Origin of the sequence: Thermophilibacter sp. ET337 (genome assembly GCF_024733715.1) — a bacterium.
Classification (GTDB): Bacteria; Actinomycetota; Coriobacteriia; order Coriobacteriales; family Atopobiaceae; genus Thermophilibacter.
Map to the genome: position 1 here is coordinate 38,248 of NZ_JANRHO010000006.1, position 23,726 is coordinate 61,973.

The following is a 23,726-nucleotide window of genomic DNA, read 5'->3' on the forward strand; positions in this document are numbered from 1 at the left end:
TCGTGCGTCGGGATGCCGAGAAGCGCGTAGATGTGCGAGCCCAGGTACTCGGAGAGAGGCGATGAGGTATACGAGGGCAGCCCGCGTCCGCGAAGATCGCGCTTCGAGCGCGGGTACTTGGCGAGCCAGGGCTCCCCATCGATGAGGATGCCCTCCTTGCGTCCGGCACGACCGCCATAGAGGCGCCCAGATGGCGGACAGTCACGCAGATCTGCGATCTCAATCACGGCCCAGCCTCTCCGGAACGCAAAAGGGGTCGAGGGCTTGCGCCCTCGACCCCCGTCATTTCGTGGTCGGGTTGACTGGATTCGAACCAGCGACCTCTCGGTCCCGAACCGAGCGCTCTACCAAGCTGAGCCACAACCCGTAGCGAGGGAGTATTCTAGCAGATTCCTCCGGCAAAACCAACAGTTTTTGTCGACCACGCGCGCCAGCCGCACTCCTCGGCGCGGCGCGCCAGCTCGTCTGCCGTCCCGACGCCGTCGCAGATCGCAAACGAGCACGTCCCCGACCCGCTCACCTGAGCGCCGAGCACGCCGGGCTGGGCGCGCAGCCACGACTCGACGACCCCCGCCTCGGGGCAGAGCGCACGGGCGGCCGGTGCGAGGTTGTTGTGGAGGCGCGCCGCCATGGCCGCGACGCTGCCGGAGGCAAGCGCGGCGCAGAGCGGCTCGGGGGCCACGGGCCTCTCGCCCGAGCGGTCGAACTCGGCATAGGCCTCGACCGTGGAGCCGCCCTCGGCGCGGGGCATGACCAGCACGAGCGGCATCTCGACGGCGGGAAACGAGCGCGCGCGGACGTCGCCGGCGCCCGAGAAGAGCGCGGGGCGCGGGTCGAGGAAGAAGGGCACGTCGGCCCCCACGCGGCGCGCCACCGCGATCACGCGCGGGTCGAGCGGGCTTACGCCCCAGAGCGTCGCCAGCGCGCGCAGCGTCGCGCCGGCGTCCGCCGACGAGCCGCCCAGGCCGGCGCGCTCGGGGATGCGCGCGCAGACGTCTATCCGGACGCGCGGCTCCACGCCGAGCGCCTCGGCGAGCAGGGCGGCGGCGCGCCACACGCCGGTCTTCTCGGCAGGGATCGAAAGCGGCGGGTCAAAGCTCACGGAGAGCTCGGGGGCGTCGCTTACGCTCACCGTGTCGCACAGCGCAACGGGCACCATCACGGAGTCGACGCGGTGATAGCCGCGCTCGTCCTTCTCGGCATGCACGCCGAGGTACAGGTTGACCTTGCAGGGGGTCGTGACGACCGTGGCGCCCACGGCCGGCTACTCGGCGACCGACTCGACGAAGTCGAAGAGGCGCTCGCCGGTCTCGATGTCGAAGAGCTCGACGGTGCCCGTGAGGACGTCGACGTACTGATACGACTGGCGGGCCGTGCGGCCGCGGCGCTCCTCGACCTCGACGATGAACAGCGACGGGTGCGCGTGGACGAGCGTGCCCGTGCGCTCCACGATGCGAGAGCGACCCATGTTGGCCTTGACCCTGAGACGCTTGCCCTCGAGGCTCTTGAGCTCATCGCGAATCTCGTCAACCCGATTGACGGGCGGAATCTCGTTCTCCATTTGGACCTCCACACGCCCCGTGGGCGGAACCCCCATAATTCCGGAACTTTTATCATATGGCCCCAGACAACGCCAGGCAACCGCCTCAACCATCTGTCATGAGAAGACCACGCCCATGGCCGGCGCGGCGGTGCTACACTGCCCGCAATCAGAGGTCCGCGGCGAGGCTGCCGCCGACGAGGGAAGGAGCCCACATGGACGAGCGCCGCCTTGCGCGCGTGAGAGCAAACCTGGCTGAGAAGGGCCTTGCGCAGGCTCTCATCGTGGACCCGCTGTCCATCTGGTGGCTCTGCGGGTACTACACCGAGCCCTACGAGCGCTTCCTCGCGCTGCTCGTGCCCGTCGAGGGCGAGCCGGTGCTCTTTGCCAACCGCCTCTTCCCCGACGCCTCCGGCTGCGGGGCGCGCGTGACGTGCTTCTCGGACACCGACGACCCCGTGGCGCTCGTTGCCGCCGAGACCGCGCACGACCTGCCGCTCGGCGTCGACAAGGACCTCGCGGCCCGCTGGCTCGTGCCGCTCATGGAGTCGCGCGCCGCGAGCGGATTTGTGCTCGCCTCCGACGTGGTCGACGACGCGCGCTCGATCAAGGACGCCCGCGAGCAGGAGCTCATGCGCGCCGCCTCCGCCACCAACGACCGGGCGATGGCGTGGCTCGTGGAGCAGGTGCGCCCCGGCGCGACGGAGCGTCAGATCGCCGACGGCCTGCTCGCCGAGTACCGCCGCCTGGGCGCCGAGGGCCATTCCTTCTCGCCCATCGTGAGCTTTGGCGACCACGCGGCCGACCCGCACCACGAGCCGGACGACACTCCGTTTGTACCCGGCGACCTGGTGCTCTTTGACGTGGGCTGCCGCCGTGACTGGTACTGCTCGGACATGACGCGCACCTTCTTCACGGCCGAGCCCACCGAACACCAGCGCGCGGTCTACGAGGCCGTGCGTCGCGCCAACGAGGCGGCCGAGAAGATCGTGCGCCCCGGCGTGACGTTTGCCCAGATCGACCGCGCGGCGCGCCAGGTCATCGAGGACGCCGGCTGGGGACCCGCCTTCAACCACCGCCTGGGGCACCAGATCGGCCTCGTGGACCACGAGCCGGGCGACGTCTCGGCCGCGCACGACGAGCCGGTCCGCCCGGGGCAGTGCTTCTCCATCGAGCCGGGCATCTACCTGTCCGGGGACATGGGCGTGCGCATCGAGGACCTGGTGATCGTGACCGAGGACGGCTGCGAGGTGCTCAACAGCTACCCCAAGGGCCTCACGGTCCTGTAGGGTCGCCGCACCCAACAAAATGCCCCGGGCGGAGGCGAGAAGAACCTCCGCTCGGGGCTTGCTTCGTACTGTGGGCCGTCCTACTCGGCCGGGCAGAGCGAGAGCGCGGCCTCGTCGGCGACGACCACCACGTTGGGGTGCAGCTGCAGGATGGAGGCCTGGCAGGACGGGGTGATCGGGCCATAGATCATGTCGTGGACGGCCTGGGCCTTGACCTCGCCGTTGGCCATCACGAGGACCGTCTTGGCGGCCATGATGGTGCCGATGCCCATCGTGAAGGCCTGGCGCGGCACGTCGTCGATGCTGTCGAACAGGCGGCTGTTGGCCTGGATGGTGGACTCGGTCAGGTCGACGCAGTGGGTGCCCTTGACGAAGGCGTCGCCGGGCTCGTTGAAGCCGATGTGACCGTTGTTGCCGATGCCCAGGAGCTGCAGGTCCTGGCCGCCGGCGGCGGCGACGGCGGCGTCGTACTCGGCGCAGGCGGCCTCGTAGTCCTCCATGAGACCGTCGGGCACGTGGGTGTTGGCCTTGTCGATGTTCACGTGATCGAAGAGGTTCACGTTCATGAAGTAGCGGTAGCTCTGGTCGTGCGTGCCGGGCAGGCCGCGGTACTCGTCGAGGTTGTAGGTCTTGACCTGGGAGAAGTCGAGGTCGCCGGCCTCATAGCCCTCGATGAGGCGCTTGTAGGCGCCGATGGGCGTGGAGCCGGTGGCAAGGCCGAGAACGCAGTCGGGTTTGGCGACGACCTGGGCGGCAATGATGTTGCCGGCCTTGCGGCTCATGTCCTCGTAATCCTTGGCGCGAACGATTCTCATAACGCATCCTTTCCATAGGCGGCGGGCTCCCCACCCGCCGCGCGGCCCCATCGGCCGCGGCCAATGTGACTGCGACCACCAGGGCGAGGCCGCCAAAAGCTATGAGAAGGACCGCCGAGTCGAGGCCCCTGCCCGTCCACGGCGTCCCGAGGCGCATCGCCCCGGACAATTCCTAATCTTGCCGCATTGCGGGGGCGCTTTGCCACCCATTTTGGCGAGCGGTCCAAAAACGTCCGCGGCGGGGGTTGAGGGTTGACAATATAACCTGACGTGATTGTCAACCTACAGCTTGGCGGCGAGGTCCTCGAGGGCGTGGAAGCGGTGCGAGATGAGGTTCTTCTCGTCCAGCGTGAGCTCCGCCATGGTCTTGCCCGGGGTCTCCTGCGGAAGGAACAGCGGGTCGTAGCCAAAGCCGTGGTCGCCGCGGGGGACGCGGCCCACCATGCCCTCGCAGTCGCCGTCGCCGCGCAGGACCTCGTCGCCGCGCACCAACACGACGCTCGAGTGGAAGCGCGCCGTGCGATCCTCGTCGGGGACGTCGGCCATCTGCTCCATGAGCTTCACGTTGTTGGCCTCGTCGTTGCCATGCTCGCCCGCCCAGCGTGCCGAGAAGATCCCCGGCGCGCCGTCGAGGGCGTCCACGCACAGGCCCGAGTCGTCGGCGACCGCCATGAGAAGGCCCGTCTCGGCCTGCGCGGCGCGCGCCTTGATGAGGGCGTTGTCGAAGAAGGTCTCCCCATCCTCCACCGGATCAGGGAAGTCCCCCAGCTCGCCGAGGGCCACAAAGCGCACGCCAGGCATGACCGGCGCGAGGATGGTCTCGATCTCTACGACCTTGCGCGCGTTGCCGGTGGCAACGACGACCGTGGCGGCGGGGTCGAGCTCGTTGATTGCGACCTGAGACATGTTTTCTCCTTTGATGTGGCGGCTTGACAATATAACCTGACGATATTGTCAAACTAGAGGCGGTAGCCGGTTGCTTGCGACTGGAGCTCCACGAGGCGCGCGACGCCGGCCTGCCCGAGGTCCAGCAGCTCGTCGAGCTGGGCGCGGTCGAGGGTGGCGCGCTCGCCGGTCCCCTGGACCTCGACGATGCGCCCGTCGCCGGTGCACACGAGGTTGAGGTCGACCTCGGCGTGGCTGTCCTCGGGGTAGTCGAGGTCGAGAAGGGCGCGCCCGTCGACAAAGCCCGCGGACACGGCGGCGACCTGCCCCGTGAGCGGCAGGCGCGGCAGCTGGCCGGCCTCCACGAGGCCGAGCAGCGCCTGGTGCAGCGCCACCCACGCGCCGGTGACCGAGGCCGTGCGCGTGCCGCCGTCCGCCTGGATCACGTCGCAGTCCAGCGTGATCGTGATCTCTCCCAGGCGGTCGAGGCGGCACACGGAGCGCAGGCTGCGCCCGATGAGCCGCTCGATCTCCATGGAGCGGCCCTTGCGGCCGCGGTGCTCGCGCGGGGTGCGGCGGCTCGTCGAGGCGGGCAGCATCGCGTACTCCGCCGTCACCCAGCCCGCATGGGCCCCCTTGCGCCAGGCGGGGACGCCCTGCTCGACCGTGGCGGAGCAGAGCACGCGCGTGTCGCCAAACTCCGCGAGGCATGAGCCGTCGGCGTTTTTCATCACGCCGGGCGTGAGCGTCACGGGGCGCATCTCGCCCGCGCCGCGCCCAAACGAGCGCGCGACCTCAATCTCTGCCATGGGACCTCCCTGCAAAGAGGCCCCGCCGCAACGCGACGGGGCCGTGACGTTTCTGGTGGGCGATGACGGGTTCGAACCGCCGACCTTGTGCGTGTAAGGCACCTGCGCTAGCCGCTGCGCCAATCGCCCGTGCGTCTGCAGTTTACCATGAGCCGCACGGGGCCGACCGCCTCCGTCTTGCCTATACTGGAGGCATGAACATGACTACGCTCACAGAGCTCGCCGGCGACCTTGCCGCCGCGGGCATCCTCTCCTCCCCCGCGCCGCGTGCAGACGTTGCCGTGACAGGGACGTCCTGCGACTCCCGCGTCGTCTCCGCAGGGGAGCTCTTCGTCTGCAAGGGAGCCGCCTTCCGCCCCGCGTTTCTCGCGAGCGCCGTCGAGCGGGGAGCCGTCGCCTACCTCTGCGACGAGGCCCACGCCGCCGAGCTCGCGGACGTGGCCCCCGGCGTGCCCGCGCTCGTCACGTCCGACCTGCGCCGCGCCATGGCGCTCTGCTCGGCCCGGGCCTTTGGCAAGCCGGACCGAGACCTCAGGACCGTGGGCATCACGGGCACCAAGGGAAAGACGACCACCGCCTACATGCTCCGCTCGATCGTCGACGCCGCGTGCGGCGCGCGGTCGTGCGGGATGATCGGCACCGTCGAGACCTATGACGGCGTGGTCGACGAGCCGTCGAGAAACACCACGCCCGAGGCACCCGACCTCTGGCGCAACCTCGCCCACGCGCGCGACTCGCGCCTCTCCGCCCTCGTCATGGAGGTCTCGAGCCAGGCGCTCAAGTACGACCGCACCTTTGGCGTGGGGCTTGACGTCGCCTGCTTCCTCAACATCGGGCTCGACCACATCTCCCCCGTCGAGCACGCGGACTTCGAGGACTACTTCTCCTCCAAGCTCAAGATCTTCTCGCAGTGCGAGACCGCCGTCGTGAACCTCGACTCCGATCACGCGGACCGCATCCTCAAGGCCGCCTCCCGCGCGCCGCGGACCCTCACCTTTGGCATCGAGCGCCCTGAGGCGGACGCCTGGGCGGACGAGCTCGTCGCCTCCGAGGAGGGCGTGAGCTTCACCCTCCACCTGGACGGATGGGAGCGCCGCGTGGAGCTGCCCTTCCCCGGGAGCTTCAGCGCCTCCAACGCGCTGGCCGCCGCGCTCTGCGCGCACCTGCTGGGGATTGGCCCCGAAGACATCGTCCGCGGCCTCGCCGCCACGCGCGTGCCCGGCCGCATGGAGTTCTACCACTCGCGCGACCGGCAGCTCACCGCGATCGTGGACTTCGCGCACAACCGGCTTGCCTTCGAGTCGCTCCTCTCGGCCGTTCGGGCGGCGTTCTCGGGCGCCCGGATCATCGCCGTCTTTGGCGCCGTGGGCGGCAAGGCGCAGGAGCGCCGCCACGAGCTGCCCAAGGCCGCGGCGCCCTTTGTCGACTACCTCGTCTTCACCACCGACGACCCCTGGACCGAGGACCCGCGCGACATCTGCCGCGAGATGGAGCGGGCGCTGCCGGACGGCTTCCCGCACGAGGTCGTCATCGACCGCGAGGAGGCCGCGGCGCGCGCCTTCGAGCTGGCGGAGGGACGGCGCAGCGTGGTGCTGCTGCTCGCCAAGGGCCACGAGACGCGCATGCACATGCGCGACGGCTACGTGCCCTGCCTCTCCGACGGCGAGCTCGCCCGCCGCGGCATCGCCGCGCACGACCGGGCGCATTCCGCAGACGCCGACACCGACGCCCCCAGCGCCCGCTGAGATGTCCTCCCCCGCGCTCATCGGCATCGTCGCGGGCGAGCACGACCGTGCCGTCGCCTCGACGATGCTGCGCTGCGCGCTCGAGCGCGGGGAGCCCTACGCCCACGTTGGCGTGATCGGCGACCACGAGGTCTTTGATGGGGTGGAGTATCGGCGCGGCGCCGATACCGCCGCTGAGCTCGAGCGCATCGACGAGCACCTCGCCAACGTCCGCGCGGCCGGCCTCTCCCATCTCGTGCTGGGGCTGCCGAGCCGCGTCCCGGGAGCCCCCGACCTCCCCGAGCTCGACGTGCTCTGCTCGATCGGGGCCGGCGGTGCCGGGACGGTGCGGACCGCCGAGCGCGGGCTGAGCTTCTCCTCGCGCGTGCCGCTCGCCGACGTGGGCTCGAGCGAGGAGCGTGCTGGCTATGGCTACGTGCAGTTTGTTGCTCACACGCCCTCTTGGGAGGGAGGCGTCGCCGTGCCCCTGCCCGGCGTCTTCAACGTGACTCCCGCGCTCGCCGCCATCACGGTCCTCGAGCTTCTGGGCGTACGCGGCCGCGAGGTCCAGGAGGGCCTCTGCATGGCCGCGACCCAGGGCCACGGGGAGCTGCTCTTCCCTCCCGAGCAGCACGTCTGCGCCGTCGTCGAGCAGAGCCGCGACCCGCGGGACCGCCGCCAGCTCGTCGAGGCCGCCCGTCAGGAGTTCGAGGGCTTCTCCACGGAGGTCGTCACGGAGCTCGCGGGGATCGAGCCGGCCGTCGCGCGCGGCTACGCCCGGGCGAGAAGCACGTTGCTGGTTCTTCTCGGCCGGCCCGGCGAGGCCTACGCCGACGCCTTCCAGGCCGCGGTCCGCCGTCACTTTGCGTGGAGCACGCCACCACGGGGCTGAGACAGCCGTTCGCAAGCTCCCGTTGTTTTGCGGAGAACCTTCTGGCGGCGCGGCGTCCGCCTGTCCTTTGCGCCGCATGTCGGGTATCGTGGATACCCCCGTTTGGAAGGAGAGGACGTGACGCTCAAGGGAAGGCAGGTCAGGCAGCTTCGCAGTCTGGCCCATCATCTGGAGCCTGTGATCATCGTCGGCAAGGCCGACGTCAACGAAGGGACCGTCGACCAGGCGGACAAGGCGCTCGAGGCGCGCGAGCTCATCAAGTGCTCCGTGCTCGAGTCCTCGAGCCTCGACGTGCGCGAGGCCGCCGAGGAGCTGGCGGAGCGCTGCCACGCCGAGCTCGTGCAGGTCATCGGCCGCAGGTTCGTCCTGTACCGAGAGACGAGCCGCGAGGGCGTCGAGAAGATCCAGCTCGTGCCGTAGCCGCGCGGGCGCGGCTGGCGCGGCTGGCGCGGCTGACGCGATGGGCGCGCTTAGGCTTCCGCGCCCATCGCAGCGCGCGGGCCGGATTCGCTTACAATCCGCCACACGTCGCACGCCGCGGAGGCCCCGGCGCGACGGCGACCCGGCGGCGCCGAAAAAGGGGGCCGGACCCGTGAGCCCGACCCCCAAAGTTTCGCTGACAAGCAGCGCGCGAGAAGTGCCTGCGACTTAGAAGTCCACGTCGACGTCGTTGTAGACGCACTCGAGGAGCTTCTCCATCTCCTCGGGCGTGGGCTGGCGCGGGTTGGAGCCGGTGCAGGCGTCGCCGATGGCGTCAACGGCGATGCGGGACTTCTTCTCCTCGAACTCGGCGTAGTCGATGATGGACTCGTCGGCCTTGACGCCGCCCTTGCCGTAGTTCTTGATGCCCTGCGGGATGTCCAGCTTGTCGTTGAGGTCGCGGATCTCCTGCACGAGGGCGGCAACGAGCTCGTCCTCGGTCTCGCCGGGGAGGTGCAGGATCTCGTGCGCGATGTAGGCGTACTTGGTCTTGGCCTCGGGGACCTTGGCGTTGAACTGGATGACCTTGCCCAGGTACATGGCGTTGGCGCAGCCGTGGATGATGTGGTCGCCGGTGAAGGCGGCACCGGTCTTGTGCGCCATGGAGTGCACGATGCCGAGCAGGCCGGAGGAGAAGGCGATGCCGGCGATGCACTGCGCGTCGTGCATGTGCTTGCGGGCCTCCTTGTCGCCCTTGTAGGACTTGGGCAGCCACTCGACAATCTCACGGATGGCGTGCAGCGAGTTGGCCTCGGTGTACATGGAGGAGGCGGTGGAGACGTAGGACTCGATGGCGTGGGTCAGGGCGTCCATGCCGGTGTGCGCGCAGAGCTTGGCGGGCATGGTGTAGGTGAGCTCGGGGTCCACGATGGCGACGTCAGGCGTGATCTGGAAGTCGGCGATCGGGAACTTGATGCCCTTGGCGTAGTCGGTGATGATCGAGAAGGCCGTGACCTCGGTGGCGGTGCCGGAGGTGGAGGAGATGGCGCAGAAGTGGGCCTTGGTGCGCAGCTCGGGCAGGCCGAAGACCTTGCACATGTCCTCGAAGGTGGTCTCGGGGTACTCGTACTTGATCCACATGGCCTTGGCCGCGTCGATGGGCGAGCCGCCGCCGATGGCGACGATCCAGTCGGGCTTGAACTCGGCCATGACCGCGGCGCCGTTCATGACGGTCTCGACGGACGGGTCGGACTCGACGCCCTCGATGAGCTTGACCTCGAAGCCAGCCTCCTTGAGGTCCGCCTCGACGTCCTGCAGGAAGCCGCCGCGACGCATGGAGCCGCCGCCGGTGACGATGACCGCGCGCTCGCCCTTGAGGTTCTTGACCTCGTGGCGCGCGCCCTCGCCGAAGTACAGGTCACGCGGGTTGGTGAAACGTCCCATAACACTCCTCCAATTCCTTTGCCGTCGCCCCCGCGACGGATTTGAAACGGGGGCATCTCCCCCGTTTTCGACGAATGAGAAGTACCTCGGCCGGGCCACCGAAACTCCATGACTCGGGCCGCACACAGCATAGCAGAAACGCATTGGCAACAGACCTCTTTTTCGCCGCGCGGCGAACGGTCGCGCGCGGCTCCGCTACCATAGGACGCGAGAGGAGAACGAGATGGCGCACAACCCACAGCGCGAGGACTACCAGCGGCTCAGCCTGCGCTTTGCCCGCGAGCTTGACCGGCTCGACCCGGGCGAGGCGACGCGCGCGTTCGCGAGCTTTGGCCGGCGGTTTGCCCAGGACCGCGACAGCCTCCCGCAGTCGGACGCCGACCGCGCCTTCCACCTCGTGGTCCTTGCGACCGAGGTCGTTGACTACCAGCTCCCCTTTGCGACCGACGAGCAGGCGCCGGGCCTCATCAAGCGCGGGCGCGACCTCCTTGACGAGGCGCTCTCCCTTGACCCCGCCTGCCACGACGCCGCGCGCATGCGCTCCTCCTCCGAGGCGCCCTCCGTCGAGGCGCGCTACCGCCACCTCGCCGAGCGTGCCGACGAGGTCCGCGCCTCGTGCGAGCGGGCGCGCGACGAGGCCGTCGCCGGTCTCGACGACGAGCGCGCGAGCCTCGCCGCAGACATCGCGATGCGGCCATACCTGCGCTGGCTGGCGTCGCTTGCCGAGGAGGCGCTCATCTGCGGCCGCAACCGCGTCGCCGCCGACGTCGCCGAGCGGCTCTTGCGCCTGGACGCCCGCGACCTCTCCGACGCCCGCTTCACGCTCGCCTACGCGCTCGCCAAGCTCGAGGACGAGGACGGCCTCGCCGAGCTCGAGCGGCGCTACGCCTCGATCTCTCCCCTGCGCGGGCCCGATGACGCCTGGATCTTGCTCGCCCGCATCGCGCTCGCTCACAAGCGCTGCGACTTCGAGCGCGCCCGCGCCGACCTCTCCCGCCTGCTCTCGACCTACGCCGGCGCGGCGGGGACGCTCATCCGCCAGGTCGAGCTGCCCGACGGCGAGTTCGCCCGTCTCCGCGTGCGACCCTACAGCGAAGACGAGCTCATCCTCGCCGTGAGCGAGGGCATCGTCTTGCTCCAGGAGGGCAACGACCGCAGCGGCAAGGGCGTGCTCGGCACGTGGGTGGCACGCGAGGTCGCGCGCCTCGACCCCGAGGCGGCGCGCGAGGCGGCGCAGGCCGCGCGGCGAGAGGGGGCGCAGCAGGCATGAACGCGTGGGACGAGCTGGTGCAGCGCTGCGCCCTCAGGCGGCGCGACAAGATCGGCCCGCTCTCCGACGAGGCCTACGCCGAGCTCCTGCTCGCCGTCCGCGCCGACCCGGAGGCGTTTGTCGACACCTCGGTCGAGCGCTCCGCCCTCGTGATGGCGCGCGCCCTCGACGCGTACCGGGCGAGCTGCCGAGACGACGACCTCCTCGACGACGCGGCCTACGAGGCCGAGCGCGCCCGCCGGCTGGCCGCGCTCCACGCGGAGTGCGTGCTCGCGCGCGAGATCGACGAGAGCAGCCTCGACGCCAACCTGATGCAGCTGCTCACCGCCGACCTCGAGCCCGACCCCCTGCTCGAGGGGCTCCTTGAGCTCGAAAAGGACTTCTCCTGCGACGAGCCTCCCGCAGGCGACGCCTGGGACGACGTCTTCTATCGTCCCCACCTGCGCCTTCGTGCCGCCGTCGCGCGCACCTGCGCCGACAGCGCGCGCTTCAAGATGGCCCGCGACGCCGCGCTCTCGGTGATCGATGCCTCCCCGAGCGACCCGCTCGGCGCGCGGCACACCTGCATGCTCGCGTATGCCCGGCTCGAGGACGAGGCGGGCTTCGACGCCGTGAGCGCGCGCTTCTCGCGTCAGGAGAGCTCGTGGTCGCACCTCGCGCGCGCGATCATGCTCTACAAGCTCGACCGGATGCCGGCTGCCCGGCGCGCCCTGCGCGGGTTCGACGGCCTTTGTCCCGGCGGGGCCTACGCTCTGCTGCGCCCCACCTACGTGGAGCTCTACCTGCCCGACCGCCCCGAGGTGGCTCCCTGCAGCTTCGAGGAGAGCATGCTCGCGGTCCGCGAGGCGGAGCCCGTCATCGCCGACACGCCCGACTTCATCCCCTGGTGCCAGGATCAGGAGTGGCTCGTGGCGAGCGCGGCGCGCTTTGCCGAGGGCCACGACCTGGACTGGTAGCGGCCGCACGGTTCTTCTCGCCCGCGGGACGGAGCACCCGGGCCGCCTTGAGCTTTGAGCCTTTAGGGTATGTACACCCGCGCCTCAGGGTATGTACACGGTCCGATTTGAGACCAATAGCATTTGCGCAGGTAGATTGAGTGACGAGAAGAGCCGAGAGGCCGGAAAAGTGTACAAACCCTGAGAGCAGGCTGTACAAACCCTCGCGGGGCCCGGCAAGGTGCGCACGAAAGAGGCCCGGACCGCGCGTGACGGTCCGGGCCGCTGTGTCATGGTGCCCCCAACGGGAGTCGAACCCGTGTCGTCGCCTTGAAAGGGCGATGTCCTAGGCCACTAGACGATGGGGACGCACGGCAGAGTATACCAGAGGGCGGGCGAGAAGAACGTGGGCCCGAGACGTCGCCTAGGGGCGGTGGGCCTCCGCGTTCGCAAAGACGTCGTTGGTAGGGGCGGTGGGACTCGAACCCACAATCCTTTCGGCCGAAGATTTTAAGTCTCCTGCGTATGCCAGTTCCGCCACGCCCCCGCGTGCGACTCAGAACATCCTAGCGCAGCGGGCGCATGGTGGGCTTCCAGATCACCGGGGAGTCCTCGCCGGTGAGCGCCGCCGCGGCGGTGGTCGCCAGGCCAAAGAGCAGGTCGGACTCGCTAGCGAGCAGCTCGGTGAAGCCAGTCTGGCGCATGAGCTCGGAGATGGCCACCACGCCGCCCAGGATGACCGGGGCGCGCTTGGCCTGAAGTCCCGGCAGCTCGGCGCGCTGCTCGACCGTCATACCCGCGAGGCGCCGCTCCAGCGTCTCGACCTCCTCGAGCGTGATCTTGCCGAGGTGGACGCGCGAGGAGTCGTAGGGCTCGAGCTCGAGGTTCATGGCAACGAGGCTCGTCACGGTGCCACCGCACACCACGAGCCGCTCGGGCGCGCCCTCGACGGCGCGCTCGGGGCCGGCGGCGGCAAGCCCGCCCTCCTCGATGACGGGGGCAAAGGCCGCGGCCGCAAAGGCGTGCGCCGCCTCGAGGTCGGTCGTCGCGGGAAGGGGCTCCGCGGAGAGGTACTTCTCGGTCACGCGACGGCACCCCACGTCGACGGATCGAACAAAGCCAAGGTCAAGCGCACCATCGGTACGCAGCGACCCCAGCGCGAGCTCCGTGGAGCCGCCGCCGTTGTCCGCCACGAGGATGCGCGTGCCGGGAAAGTCGCGCGCGACGCCCAAAAACGTGAGGGCGCCCTCGATCTCGCCGGGGATGACGATGGGGTCGAGCCCCAGGGAGTCGAGCGCCGCGCCCAGCTCGCAGGCGTTCTCGGCGTCGCGGGCCGCGCTCGTGAGGGTGCAGCACGCCGCCTCGGCGCCGGCTTCGCGGGCGGAGTCGACGTAGCCGCGCACGCAGGCAAAGACGCGGCCCATGGCCTCCTCCGAGAGGCGGCCGGTGGCGTCCACGCCCTCGCCGAGGTTGCAGATCTCCGAGTGCTTGGCCAGGCGCAGCACGCGCCCGTGCTCAACGTCCGCGACGGCGAGGCGCGCGGTCACGGTCCCGATGTCGATGCAGGCCACGCGGCGCATGCTCACTCCTCACCGTATCTGAAGACAAAGTCGCCCAGGGAGAGGTACCACGGGAGCTCCTCGGACTCGGGCGCGGCACCGTCTTCCTCGGGCAGGCCGACGGCCTTCACGCCCGACTCGCCCTCGTTGACGTAGCCGCGCTTGCGCGCCTCGTCCTCGATGCCCTCGCGGGTCTGGAGACGGTCGATGTCGCCCTGGTACTCGTCGATGCTCTCGTTGAGGCCGTCAAGGGTCTCCTGCTTTATGCCCTGGTCGCGCCAGGCGCAGTAGAGCCCCCTGGCCGGCCCGTACAGCGCCACGAGCACGACGAGCGTCACCGCGACCACGGCGAGGGGCACGGCGGCGTTGCCGAGGCTGTCCAGCGCGTCCAAGGCGCGCTCCCTCACGGAGCGTGCCGGCGCGCCCGCCTTGTGGAAGCTCTTCTTTGGCTTGGAGACGGCTCTGGGGGCAGGCTTTCGCGCACGCGACGTGGGGGTCGCGCGACGCGCGGGCTTGCGCGCCGACTTGCTCGCGGCGCCGCCCGTCATGGTGGCCGTCATGGTCTTCTCGCTCATGCCCGCTTCGTTTCTCGCTCGGTTCTGGCAGGGCCGCGGCCAAAGGGCCGCTCACACCCGTTATACCAGACGCACGCGCGCGGACGGGGCGCGTCAGGACATCTCCTCCGCCTTCGCACGGTCCCAAAGCTCGTTCAGGGCCTCGGTGCCAATGCCCTCGAGGTCAAGGCCCTCCTTCGCAGCGAGCTCCTCCATGCGGGCCCAGCGCGCCCTGAACTTGCGGTTGGCGTGCGCGAGCGCCTCCTCGGCGTCGATCCCCTCCCAGCGGGCCACGTTCACCAGCGAGAAGAGCAGGTCGCCAAACTCCGCGGCGCGCTCCGGGGAGCCGGGCGCCTCGCGCTCGAACTCCGCGCGCTCCTCGGCGACCTTGTCCCAGACGCCCTCCACGCTGGGCCACTCAAAGCCCGCCTTGGCCGCGCGCTTGGAGATCTTTTGGCACTGCATGAGCGCCGGCAGGGAGCGCGGCACGGAGTCGAGAAGCCCCTGGGGCTGCGCGTCCTTCTCGCCCGAGGCCGCGCGCTCGGCGGCCTTGACCTCGTCCCAGATGTCCTGGACCTCGTTGCCGTCGCCCGCCGAGACGTGCTCGCCAAAGACGTGCGGGTGGCGGCGCACGAGCTTCTCGTTGAGGCCGTGGACCACGTCGTCGATGGTGAAGGCACCCTCGTCGGCCGCGATCTGCGCGTGCAGGACCACCTGCTCTAGGACGTCTCCGAGCTCCTCCACCAGGTGGGCCGTATCATCCGCCTCGATGGCCTCAACGGCCTCGTAGGCCTCCTCGACCATGTGCTTGGTGATGGAGCGGTGCGTCTGCTCGCGGTCCCACGGGCAGCCGTCGGGCTGACGCAGGCGCCACATCGTGCGCACGAGGCGGTCGAACTCGGGGTGCGTGGTCGGGGCGTCGGGGCGCGCGGCGTTCTCGGCGTCCGCGCGATCAGCGGCCTGGGACATGGGGGCTCCTTCTGCTGCGGGGCAGGCTCTTCTCGCCCGATTGTAGCGCGCGTCGACGGCCGAGCGGCCCTCGGCGCCCACAAAGAAGACGTGCGTGCTTGGAGCACATCGCCCAAAGAAGAGGCGTCCTTTGTTATGTCACGGTATCGTGATATACTGTGCCATGCCTAGGGATTGAAGCACGATATGCCCATACTTGCCCGCTTCTACGGAATCGTCATACGCATGTACTTTCTTGGCTCGGAGCACAACCCTCCGCACATCCATGCCATCTATGGAGACGACACGGCCGCGTTCGACATACGGACCGGCAACCTGCTCGACGGGGAGCTTCCCCAAAGGGCCGCCGCCATGGTCCGCGAATGGATGGGGCTTCACCGAGACGCTCTCGTCGAGATGTGGCAGACGCAGGAATTCAGAAAGCTCGACCCGCTGGACTGAGAGGAGCTTGCCCATGTTTCACAAAATCAAAGACGTGACGCCCCTTCCCGACCTTCGCCTGCGCGTGCTGTTTGTCAACGGGACGACCAAGCTCTACGATGCGACGCCCCTCACCGAGCGATTCGCCGCCTTCCAAGAGCTCAAGAGGGGCCACCTGTTCGAGGACGTCGAGGTTGACGCCGGTGGATACGGCGTCTCGTGGAATGATAACCTCGACCTCTCCTGTGACGAAATCTGGGAGCACGGCGAGCCCATAACGACGGAGTTCGACGGTCTGATGTCGTTCGCCGACGCGAGCGACCTCTGGGGGCTCAGCGAATCCACGCTCCGAAAGGCGGTCTCGTACGGAAAGATCGTCGCCGGCGTCGACGCGAGGAAGTTCGGCAAGCAGTGGGTCGTCACTTCCGCCGCCATGTACAGGGAGTACGGGGAGCCGCTGAGCGCCTAGGCCCATGCAACACCGGACAGACGTGCGGCCGGGTACCGAGAAGGGCCTCCGCCAGCAGGTCGCACCAATTTCCGGACGACGGGCTCTTCTCGCCCGATTGTAGCGCGCTTCGACGGCCGGGCGGCTCGCCGCCTAGATCGCGAGCTCGTAGCGGCTGCCCACGAAGTAGTGGCGGCCTATGCAGACCGGGCGGCCCTCGGCGTCCACGAAGGAGACGTGCGTGCGCAGCAGCGGGTCGCCGACAGAGATGCCCAGCAGCGACGCCTGATCGGTCGTCGCCTTGACGGCGGTGATGTTCCAGTCCTCGTTGGAGGCCGGGCGATGCCCCGTCGCCTGCTCGATGGCATCAAACAGAGACGTGTCCTCCAACGGGAGCGTCAGCAGGTCGCGGCCGTCGTCGTACGGGACGAACATGTTCTCGTCGCAGACGCCGAGGCCGTCGGCGGTGCGGACGCGGTGCACGTAGATGAGCAGAGCGTCGGGCCCCAGGCCAAAGAACTCCTGCTCGTCGGGGCGAACGGGCACGATCTGCCGCTCGATGAGATGGGCGCCCGGGGTCACGCCCGCCTCCCGGCATATCTCCGAGAAGCTCCTCGTGGCCTTGGACTGCGACAGGCGCCGCATGATGTGGGGCTTTCCGACGAAGGTGCCGCGGCCCTGCATCTTGGTGAGGTAGCCATCCGCGCAGAGATCCTCGATGGCGCGCCGTACCGTGATGCGGCTCACGCCGTACTCCTCGCTGAGCTCCGCCTCCGAGGGGATCTTCTCGTCGACCTTATAGACCCCGTCCTTGATGGCGGACTTGATGTCCTCGTAGATCTGCTGGTAGAGCGGTGCGCTCTTGTTGGTGGCCATGCGACACTTCCTGGGGGATTCGAACTGGTCATGTTGTATGAGACATCATACCCGCATCACGCGATGCCATGTAAAGCTGCGGTTTGGACCAGGTGGGTGACATCAACGAGGCGCTGAACGCGCAGATGGGCGCGCGACTGGTCGAGCTCGACGCCGGAGGGCGGCATGAGCGCGCAGGTGAGCGCGCCGGCAGCGACCCCCGCCTCGATGCCGAGGGGCGAGTCCTCCACCACGAGCGCCTCGTGCGGCTCGATCCCCAGCCTGGCCATCGCGCGCAGGTAGATGTCGGGGTCGGGCTTGTAGGCGGAGCACTCGTCGCCGGAGATGATGAAGTCGACCAGCCCCCGCACGCCCACCGTGTCCACGAACTCCTCGATGAGCGAGCGATACGAGGACGAGCAGATGGCAACCATGAGGCCGTCCTCCTTGAGGGCCGAGAAGACCGGGCGGACCTGGGGGTTGGCGACCTCGAGCCACGGCGTGGGGTGCTCGTCGGAGTAGGCCCGATACTCCCGGTGCAGGCGCTCGCGCAGCGCGGCGTCGCCGGGGACGAGCCGCTCCCAGATCTCGCCGTCGTTGGACCCGGTGCCGTCGAAGTCGGGATCCACGGGCACCCCGCGCTCCTGCAAAAACCGGATACGCCTCCGGTTGTAGAAGCCCTCCGTGAACGCCAGCACGCCGTCCATGTCAAAGAGAACCGCCTTGATCACGTTCTTCTCCCTTCCGGGCCTTGGGTGAGAGAGGGGGACGAGCGCGCGCCCGTCCCCCTCTTGTCAAGCTACCGTACCCGTGCGCGGGCAGACCTGTCCCGTTTTCTCTGAGAAAATGGACCCGTCCCCTTTTTCTAGTACTCGAGCTTCCACATGTAGCGGCGCTTGGTCAGCGGGTGCTGACGGGCGTCAGCGAGGTGCTCGGCGAAGACGCGCATGACCGCGGTGTGGACGATCGGGTTGAAGTAGGTGGCCACGGAGGCGGGCACGGCACCGGACAGGCCGAAGTCCTTGGCGTCGATGACCACGTAGCGGGCGTCGAAGCGCTGCAGGAAGGTGAGGGCGCGGGCGTCCATCTTGCGGGTGGCGCCGTCGGCCATGAACAGCACGAAGTTGTGCTTGTCATCCGTGAGCTCGAAGGGGCCGTGGAAGAACTCGCCGGAGTTGAAGTTGCCGGAGTTGATCCACTGCATCTCCATCATGAGGAACATGGAGGTGGAGTAGGCGACCTTCTCGCTCGCGCCGGAGGCAAGGAAGTGGATGCAGTCGTCGTCCTTGTGCTCCTGGGCCCAGGCCTCGGCGACCTTGCCCACGGACTGGGCGGCGTTCTCGGCGCACTCGAAGACGTGCGCAAAGCCCTGAACCATCTCGTCGTAGTGGTCGTAGCCCTCGACCTGCTGCAGGATCTCAAGCGCGACGGCGATGGCGTAGCCCATCTTCTCGGTCTTGGCGGCGTAGTTGGCCTCGAAGCCGTGAACGATCACGTGGTCGACGCCCTTGGTGAGCGCAGAGCCGGCGGCGTGGGTGATGGCAACGACGGGGGCGCCGGCGGCCTTGGCGGTCTTGTTGGCCTCGACGGTCTCGGGGGTGCCGCCGCCGAGCGAGCAGGTGATCACGAAGGTGTTGGGGCCGAGCCAGGCGGGCGTGTCGTAGTTGAACTCGTTGGCCGTGAAGATCTGGACGTTGAGGGTCTTGGTGTTGTTGGCCAGGAAGTACTTGGCCGGGTAGAGCTCGGACATCGAGGCGCCGCAGCCGACGAAGGCGACGGAGTCGATCTGGTGGTTGGCCAGGACGTCGGCGACGATCTGCTTGGGCTGGGAGAGGTCGATCTCGTACATGTTCTGCTCCTTTGTGTGAGGACCTACTGCAGTGGGACTAACGGGTGCCGAGAAGAACGACGGCTCGGGGCATTACGCCAGGACGCCGAGGGCGGAGAGGATCACGCCGCCCACGATGGCGATGACGAGCAGCCAGCCGGTCCCGACGTTCTTCTTGATGAGCCAGTACATGAGGCCGGTCAGGGCGAGCGGGATCATCTGGGGCATGATGGAGTCGAGGATGTCCTGGATGACCACGGTGCCGTCCGAGAAGATCGCCGGAGTCGTGGCGCCCACGAGGGTGGCGATCATGCCGCCCACGGCCATGAGGCCGACGATGCCGCAGACGTACATGACCTTGTCCATCAGGTTGCCGCTCTGCATCTTCTCGAGGTACTGGTGGCCGCCCTCGTAGCCGAGCTTGGCCGCGAACCAGGTGATGAGCACGGACGGGACGATGGAGATCGCCATCGCGAGCACGGGGCCCATCATCGAGCCCTGCTGCGCGAGGCTGACGCCCAGGCCAAAGGCGATGGTGCGGATGGTGCCCTGGAAGAAGGAGTCACCGATGCCGGAGAGCGGGCCCATGAGCGTGGTCTTGACCGCATTGATGGTGTCGGGGTTGAAGCTCGCGGGGTCCTTGGCGAGCTGCTCCTCCATGGAGGCGGAGAGGCCGAGGACGAAGGCGCTCGTCTGCGGGGTGCAGTTGTAGAACGCCATGTGCCTGCGGTAGGCCTCCTTCTTGGCCTCGAGCTGCTGCGGGTCCTTCTCGTTGGGGTAGCAGCGGTCGAGCGTGGGGGCCATGCCGTAGAGGAAGCCCATGTTCATCTGGCGCTCGTAGTTCCAGGAGTCCTGGATGGCCCAGCTGCGCCAGAAGAACTGCCAGAGCTTGCGGTTCTTGGAAACGGTGATGTCTGCCATGGTGGTTCCTCCTTTACTCGTCGTCGTCCTCGAGGGGGTCATAGTCGGGGTCGGCAGCCGCAAGCGCCGCGCCGTCACCCTTGCCAAACTTGAGGTCCATGAGGATGAGGGCCAGGATGACGCCCAGGGCGGAGACCGCGATGACCGAGAGGCCCAGGTAGGACGCGAGCAGGAAGCCCAGCAGCAGGAAGATCGTCATGCCCTTCTTGATCATCAGGGAGAGCAGGAGGGCAAGTCCGTAGGCGGTCAGGATCTTGCTGGAGACGTTGAGGCCGTTGGAGAGCCACTCGGGGATGAGGTCGACGACGGCCTGGACGATGTCGGTACCCACGTAGACGGCGATGAAGACCGGGATGAAGTACATGAGCGAGTAGAGCGCGGTACCGGCGACGATGTGCAGGTACTGGGCGGTCTTGAACTTGCCGCTCTCGATCGCGGAGTCGGCCACGTGGGTGAGCGCGGCGATGATGGAGCGGAAGACGATGCCGAGCAGCTGGCCGAGCACGGCGACCGGGATGGCGATCGTCATGGCGGTCTCCGCGGAGGCGCCGGTCAGGCAGGCAAAGGCGGAGGCGACGATGCCGCCGAGGACCATGTCGGGCGGCACGGCCGCGCCAACGGAGACGAGGCCCATGCTCACGAGCTCGGTGGCGGCGCCGACGGCGAGGCCGGTGGCCGGGTCGCCGAGCACGATGCCCACGAGCGTGGCGCCGACGAGCGGCTGCTCGAAGTTCAGGCGGCCGAGCAGGCGCGAGTCGAGCATGCAGAACACCGCGACGAGGCCGACGAGCACGGCGTTGAGGAACATGTTCATGCGTAACTCCTTTCGGTTGCGCTAGGTGGAATGTGCAAAAGTGCCTGTCCCCTTTGCACGGTTACAGAGGGGAGGTGATGTCGACGCGCTTCTGGGTGGGCGTCTGCTGGACGTAGAGCTCGACGCCCATCTTGAGGAGCTCGTTGACGTCCGCCTTCTGCGAGGCGTCGAAGAAGACCGAGCTGTCGGAGCCGCCGACCTGCTCGGCGCCGTCGTGGTTGGCGGTCGCGCCCAGGTTCACGGCGTCGAACTTGTAAGAGCGGTTGAACTCGAGCAGCTCGCGCGTGTTGCCAAAGACGAACATCACGTTCTCGCCGAGGGTGTTGAGCTTGGCCATCTTCGCGAGGGCGCGCTCGACGGTGAAGACGTTCAGGCGCACGCCCGAGGGCTTGGCCAGGCGCAGCGCGCTCTTCTTGACGTCGTCGCCCGCGGCGTCGTTGTCCACGACGATGATGCGCTCGGCGCCGACCTTGGTGACCCAGGAGAAGACGACCTGCCCGTGCAGCAGACGGTAGTCCAGGCGCACGAGGTTGATCTTGGCGGGGCCGGCAGATGTCGCGGCGCGCGCCTTCTTGGCGGGCGTCGCCGCACCCGCCACCACGACGGGGTTGGCCGAGCAGTCGCGCAGTCCTTCTCGGCTCGCCTTGATGAGCTCGACGAGCTCCTCGTTGGTGAGCGGCTCGACGGCGGCGGCGAGCTCGATCACGAACGGCATGTTCATGCCGGCGATGATGGTGAGCTTCTCGTTTGCCGCACCGAGCGCGACCATCTCGTTGTTGACGCTGCTGCCGAGCATGTCCGTGCAGACGTAGACCTTGTCGGCAGGGTCGAACGAGTCGATGAGCGCCTGCACCTTGGAGGTGATGGGGTCCTTGTCGTCACGGGCGAGGGAGACGACGTGCACGTTGGACGCGTCGCCCAGCACCATGGAGAGCGTGTCCCGCATGCCGTCCGCAAGACCGCCGTGCGTCGCCAGGATGATCTGGTTCATGGCCACCTTCCTTTCTTTGTGTCCGAGATGAACGATGTTGCTGGCCCATCGGGGCCCTAAATCCCAAGCGCCTCTGCAGCGACGCGAAAGATTTCCCAGGGGGTTGCGCGGGCGCCGGCCTTTAGGGGGAGGCGGGCCGGCGCCCGCAGAAGGAGGTGCGCTAGTACTCGACCTTCCACATGTAGCGGCGGGTCATGTAGTCCTTGTGCGTGGTCTTGGAGAGGGCGCGCATGTACACGTTGTTGAGGACCGGCGAGAAGAGCACGTGGTTGAAGTACTCGGAGACCTCATCGGGCAGGTCGTTGAGGCCGATCTCCTTGCCGTCGAGCACATAGAGGTTCTCGCCCGCGTAGCGGTTGAGGAAGGTGAGGGCGCGCTCGTCGGCGGCGCGGCAGCGGCCGACGCTCATGAGCAGGAAGATGGGCTTGGCCTTGTCGACGACCTCGAAGGGCCCATGGAAGAACTCGCAGCAGTTGACCGTCGGCGAGTCGATCTGCAGCATCTCCTCGATGTTGCAGATCGAGAAGATGTACGCCGAGCCGTAGGCCGGGCCGCTGCCCATCACGTAGATGGTCTTCTCGCCCGCCACGCGCTCCGCCCATGCGGCCGCGAGCGGGGTCGTGTAGTCGACGGCCTTGCGGTAGATGGCGTCCACCACGTCAAAGGCGGCCATGGCCTTGTCGTAGTTTGCGTAGCCCTCGGTCTGGGCGAGAAGGGCCATGGCGATCTGCAGGGCGATGCTCGAGTTCACGCGCTCGGTGCGGGACTCGTCGAGCGCGATGCTCTCGTAGGCGATCTTGTGGTCGCAGGCGGCCGTGAGGTCGGACTCCTGGACGTAGAGGGCGATGGTGGCGGCGCCGCGGTCGCGGGCGAGCTCGGCGGCGCGGCAGGTCTCGGGCGTGCCGCGCATGGACGTGAGCACGCAGAGGCAGCGCTCGTCCACATACGGCGGCGTCGCGAAGACGAACTCGTTGGAGGTGTGCATCTCGGTGGGGATGGTCCTGCTCTCGCGCTGCAGGAAGTAGTTGGCCGCCCAGTGGCCGCCGAAGGAGCCGCCGGCCGCGATCCAGATGACGCGCTTGATCTCGTGCTGCTCGAGCACGCTCTTCACGACGCTGGCAACCTCGTCCTGGATCCTCATGTCTGCTCCTTTGCTGGGCGCATTCGCCCCGTGGGCTTTCCGCTTACCGAGATTATCATCATAGTCGTTATATACGTCTAGTATGATTTGTGTCCAGACGGGGAATTGCCTGTGAACGGTAGGTAAATCCGGGAGGAGCGGTCATGAAGGTGGCAAGAAGAAAGGCGGAAGGGCCGAGAAGAACGGCGAACGAGGAGGAGCTCGCGGAGGCGCGGGTGGACCCTGACCATGCGGCGCCCGCCTACGAGGGCCACGCCGTGCTCCAGGGCGAGGCGCTGGTCAGCGAGGACGAGGAGGAGGCCAGCCTGCGCAAGCTGCGCAAGCGCGACCAGCCGAGCCTCGTTCGGCTCGTGGTCTCGCTCAACGTGGGCGCCCTGATTTGCGCCTTTGCGTTCGTGGCGTTCCAGGCGCCCAACAACTTCGCCATCGGCGGGGCGACGGGCTTCTCGATCGTGCTCTCCACGCTCGTGCCGGCGCTGTCGAGCGACGCCGCGCTTTGGATCGTGAATGTCGCGCTCGTCGTCGTGGGTCTCATCTTCGTGGAGCGCAAGGCGGTCGTCTGGAGCGTGGTGGCCTCCGTCGTCATCCCCGTCTACGCCTCAATCATCCAGGCAATCATGCCCGTAGCCGGGTCGCTCACGGGGGACCTGTGGATGGACCTCTGCTGCACGGTCCTGCTCATCGCGCTGGGCAACGCTATCGCCTACAACGCGGGGGCGTCGACGGGCGGGACGGAGATTATCGTCATGGCGCTCACCCGCCACACGAGCCTTCCCGTCGCCCATGCCGTGGCGCTCGCCAATGCCGTGGTCGCAGCCTCGGGCGTCGCGCTCTACGGGGCGCGCGTGGGCGTCTACTGCATCGTGGGCCTGATTCTGCAGACCGTCATCGTGAACGGCGTCCTCGAGGACCTCAAGTGCCACAAGGTCTGCACCGTCATCTGCCGGCAGCCCGCGCGCGTTGAGGAGTTCATCGTGCGCGAGCTCAGCCGCACCGCGACGATAAGCTACGGCTACGGGGCGTACTCGGGACGGCGCGTGGCCCAGGTCATGACCGTCCTCACGCGCGCCGAGGCGCTGCGCCTGCAGCGCTACGTCCGCAGCCTGGACGAGAACGCCTTCATCACGTACGTCACCACGTCGGAGATCACCGGCCGCGGCTTTAGATGGGTATAGCAAAGTGGGACAAACACCCCGGAGGTTTC

The 23,726-nt window shown here is 68.2% G+C and carries 25 protein-coding genes and 4 tRNA genes; 9 read left to right on the forward strand and 20 right to left on the reverse strand.

Annotation, left to right across the window (positions count from 1 at the left end; all coding sequences use genetic code 11):
* Positions 1–290: 290 nt before the first annotated feature.
* From NW198_RS06585 to NW198_RS06595, 3 genes are all read right to left on the reverse strand, one after another.
* A tRNA-Pro gene (locus tag NW198_RS06585) sits at positions 291–367 on the reverse strand.
* Positions 368–382: 15 nt separating this feature from the next.
* Positions 383–1,258 carry a 4-(cytidine 5'-diphospho)-2-C-methyl-D-erythritol kinase gene (locus tag NW198_RS06590; protein WP_258340477.1) on the reverse strand — a complete coding sequence of 292 codons (876 nt, stop codon included), beginning with the start codon at positions 1,256–1,258 and terminating at the stop codon, positions 383–385.
* 6 nt (positions 1,259–1,264) lie between these two features.
* A complete protein-coding gene (locus NW198_RS06595; protein WP_087314595.1) occupies positions 1,265–1,561 on the reverse strand; it encodes a Veg family protein in 297 nt (98 codons plus the stop codon).
* Between the two features lie 194 nt (positions 1,562–1,755).
* Here NW198_RS06595 and NW198_RS06600 point away from each other — a divergent pair, with 194 nt between their 5' ends.
* Positions 1,756–2,829 carry a Xaa-Pro peptidase family protein gene (locus NW198_RS06600; RefSeq protein ID WP_258340478.1) on the forward strand — a complete coding sequence of 358 codons (1,074 nt, stop codon included), beginning with the start codon at positions 1,756–1,758 and terminating at the stop codon, positions 2,827–2,829.
* 80 nt (positions 2,830–2,909) lie between these two features.
* Here the strand turns inward: NW198_RS06600 and nagB are convergent, their stop codons facing one another.
* The 4 genes from nagB to NW198_RS06620 form a co-directional block, all read right to left on the reverse strand.
* Positions 2,910–3,644 carry a glucosamine-6-phosphate deaminase gene (gene nagB / locus NW198_RS06605; protein ID WP_087314599.1) on the reverse strand — a complete coding sequence of 245 codons (735 nt, stop codon included), beginning with the start codon at positions 3,642–3,644 and terminating at the stop codon, positions 2,910–2,912.
* Positions 3,645–3,926: 282 nt separating this feature from the next.
* Positions 3,927–4,550: an RdgB/HAM1 family non-canonical purine NTP pyrophosphatase gene (gene rdgB / locus NW198_RS06610; protein ID WP_258340479.1), complete on the reverse strand. Its 624-nt coding sequence runs from the start codon at positions 4,548–4,550 to the stop codon at positions 3,927–3,929.
* 53 nt (positions 4,551–4,603) lie between these two features.
* Positions 4,604–5,338, reverse strand: coding sequence for a ribonuclease PH (gene rph / locus NW198_RS06615; protein WP_087314603.1), 735 nt, complete (start codon positions 5,336–5,338; stop codon positions 4,604–4,606).
* Between the two features lie 53 nt (positions 5,339–5,391).
* Positions 5,392–5,467 (reverse strand) — tRNA-Val (locus tag NW198_RS06620).
* A gap of 71 nt (positions 5,468–5,538) precedes the next feature.
* Between NW198_RS06620 and NW198_RS06625 the strand changes: the two genes are divergently transcribed.
* From NW198_RS06625 to yhbY, 3 genes are all read left to right on the forward strand, one after another.
* Complete coding sequence (locus tag NW198_RS06625; protein WP_258340480.1) at positions 5,539–7,083, forward strand: Mur ligase family protein; 1,545 nt, start codon at positions 5,539–5,541, stop codon at positions 7,081–7,083.
* 1 nt (position 7,084) lies between these two features.
* Complete coding sequence (locus tag NW198_RS06630) at positions 7,085–7,954, forward strand: hypothetical protein (protein WP_258340481.1); 870 nt, start codon at positions 7,085–7,087, stop codon at positions 7,952–7,954.
* A gap of 117 nt (positions 7,955–8,071) precedes the next feature.
* Entirely contained in the window at positions 8,072–8,374 is a 303-nt protein-coding gene (gene yhbY, locus NW198_RS06635; protein WP_087314609.1) for a ribosome assembly RNA-binding protein YhbY, read from the forward strand.
* A 228-nt stretch (positions 8,375–8,602) separates the two neighbouring features.
* On the opposite strand, the gene NW198_RS06640 is transcribed toward yhbY, so the two are convergent.
* On the reverse strand, positions 8,603–9,817 hold the full coding sequence (locus NW198_RS06640; protein WP_258340482.1) for an iron-containing alcohol dehydrogenase: 1,215 nt from the start codon (positions 9,815–9,817) through the stop codon (positions 8,603–8,605).
* 223 nt (positions 9,818–10,040) lie between these two features.
* Here NW198_RS06640 and NW198_RS06645 point away from each other — a divergent pair, with 223 nt between their 5' ends.
* Together NW198_RS06645 and NW198_RS06650 are read left to right on the forward strand one after the other, a co-directional pair.
* Positions 10,041–11,087, forward strand: a complete 1,047-nt coding sequence (locus tag NW198_RS06645) for a response regulator receiver protein (protein ID WP_087314612.1) — start codon at positions 10,041–10,043, stop codon at positions 11,085–11,087.
* Complete coding sequence (locus NW198_RS06650; protein ID WP_087314613.1) at positions 11,084–12,043, forward strand: hypothetical protein; 960 nt, start codon at positions 11,084–11,086, stop codon at positions 12,041–12,043. The genes NW198_RS06645 and NW198_RS06650 overlap by 4 nt, the downstream gene beginning before the upstream one ends.
* Before the next feature lie 272 nt (positions 12,044–12,315).
* On the opposite strand, the gene NW198_RS06655 is transcribed toward NW198_RS06650, so the two are convergent.
* The 5 genes from NW198_RS06655 to mazG form a co-directional block, all read right to left on the reverse strand.
* Positions 12,316–12,391 (reverse strand) — tRNA-Glu (locus NW198_RS06655).
* A 93-nt stretch (positions 12,392–12,484) separates the two neighbouring features.
* Positions 12,485–12,569, reverse strand: a tRNA-Leu gene (locus NW198_RS06660).
* Positions 12,570–12,588: 19 nt separating this feature from the next.
* A complete protein-coding gene (locus NW198_RS06665; protein ID WP_258340483.1) occupies positions 12,589–13,602 on the reverse strand; it encodes a phosphatase in 1,014 nt (337 codons plus the stop codon).
* A 2-nt stretch (positions 13,603–13,604) separates the two neighbouring features.
* Entirely contained in the window at positions 13,605–14,156 is a 552-nt protein-coding gene (locus tag NW198_RS06670) for a hypothetical protein (RefSeq protein ID WP_258340484.1), read from the reverse strand.
* 93 nt (positions 14,157–14,249) lie between these two features.
* A complete protein-coding gene (gene mazG / locus NW198_RS06675; protein WP_258340485.1) occupies positions 14,250–15,104 on the reverse strand; it encodes a nucleoside triphosphate pyrophosphohydrolase in 855 nt (284 codons plus the stop codon).
* 186 nt (positions 15,105–15,290) lie between these two features.
* Here mazG and NW198_RS06680 point away from each other — a divergent pair, with 186 nt between their 5' ends.
* Together NW198_RS06680 and NW198_RS06685 are read left to right on the forward strand one after the other, a co-directional pair.
* Positions 15,291–15,545: a DUF4160 domain-containing protein gene (locus NW198_RS06680; RefSeq protein ID WP_258340486.1), complete on the forward strand. Its 255-nt coding sequence runs from the start codon at positions 15,291–15,293 to the stop codon at positions 15,543–15,545.
* A 13-nt stretch (positions 15,546–15,558) separates the two neighbouring features.
* Positions 15,559–15,993, forward strand: coding sequence for a DUF2442 domain-containing protein (locus tag NW198_RS06685; protein ID WP_258340487.1), 435 nt, complete (start codon positions 15,559–15,561; stop codon positions 15,991–15,993).
* Positions 15,994–16,125: 132 nt separating this feature from the next.
* On the opposite strand, the gene NW198_RS06690 is transcribed toward NW198_RS06685, so the two are convergent.
* The 7 genes from NW198_RS06690 to NW198_RS06720 all read right to left on the reverse strand — a co-directional run bounded on the left by NW198_RS06690 (position 16,126) and on the right by NW198_RS06720 (position 22,522).
* Positions 16,126–16,848 carry a GntR family transcriptional regulator gene (locus tag NW198_RS06690; RefSeq protein ID WP_258340489.1) on the reverse strand — a complete coding sequence of 241 codons (723 nt, stop codon included), beginning with the start codon at positions 16,846–16,848 and terminating at the stop codon, positions 16,126–16,128.
* A gap of 56 nt (positions 16,849–16,904) precedes the next feature.
* Complete coding sequence (locus NW198_RS06695) at positions 16,905–17,558, reverse strand: HAD family phosphatase (protein WP_258340491.1); 654 nt, start codon at positions 17,556–17,558, stop codon at positions 16,905–16,907.
* A gap of 134 nt (positions 17,559–17,692) precedes the next feature.
* Complete coding sequence (locus NW198_RS06700) at positions 17,693–18,676, reverse strand: SIS domain-containing protein (RefSeq protein WP_258340492.1); 984 nt, start codon at positions 18,674–18,676, stop codon at positions 17,693–17,695.
* Between the two features lie 72 nt (positions 18,677–18,748).
* Entirely contained in the window at positions 18,749–19,576 is an 828-nt protein-coding gene (locus NW198_RS06705; RefSeq protein WP_258340493.1) for a PTS system mannose/fructose/sorbose family transporter subunit IID, read from the reverse strand.
* Positions 19,577–19,589: 13 nt separating this feature from the next.
* Positions 19,590–20,390, reverse strand: coding sequence for a PTS sugar transporter subunit IIC (locus tag NW198_RS06710; RefSeq protein WP_258340494.1), 801 nt, complete (start codon positions 20,388–20,390; stop codon positions 19,590–19,592).
* A gap of 61 nt (positions 20,391–20,451) precedes the next feature.
* Entirely contained in the window at positions 20,452–21,381 is a 930-nt protein-coding gene (locus NW198_RS06715; protein WP_258340495.1) for a PTS mannose/fructose/sorbose transporter subunit IIAB, read from the reverse strand.
* A gap of 160 nt (positions 21,382–21,541) precedes the next feature.
* A complete protein-coding gene (locus tag NW198_RS06720) occupies positions 21,542–22,522 on the reverse strand; it encodes an SIS domain-containing protein (RefSeq protein ID WP_258340496.1) in 981 nt (326 codons plus the stop codon).
* A gap of 149 nt (positions 22,523–22,671) precedes the next feature.
* Between NW198_RS06720 and NW198_RS06725 the strand changes: the two genes are divergently transcribed.
* Positions 22,672–23,697 carry a YitT family protein gene (locus NW198_RS06725; protein WP_258340497.1) on the forward strand — a complete coding sequence of 342 codons (1,026 nt, stop codon included), beginning with the start codon at positions 22,672–22,674 and terminating at the stop codon, positions 23,695–23,697.
* Positions 23,698–23,726: the final 29 nt, after the last annotated feature.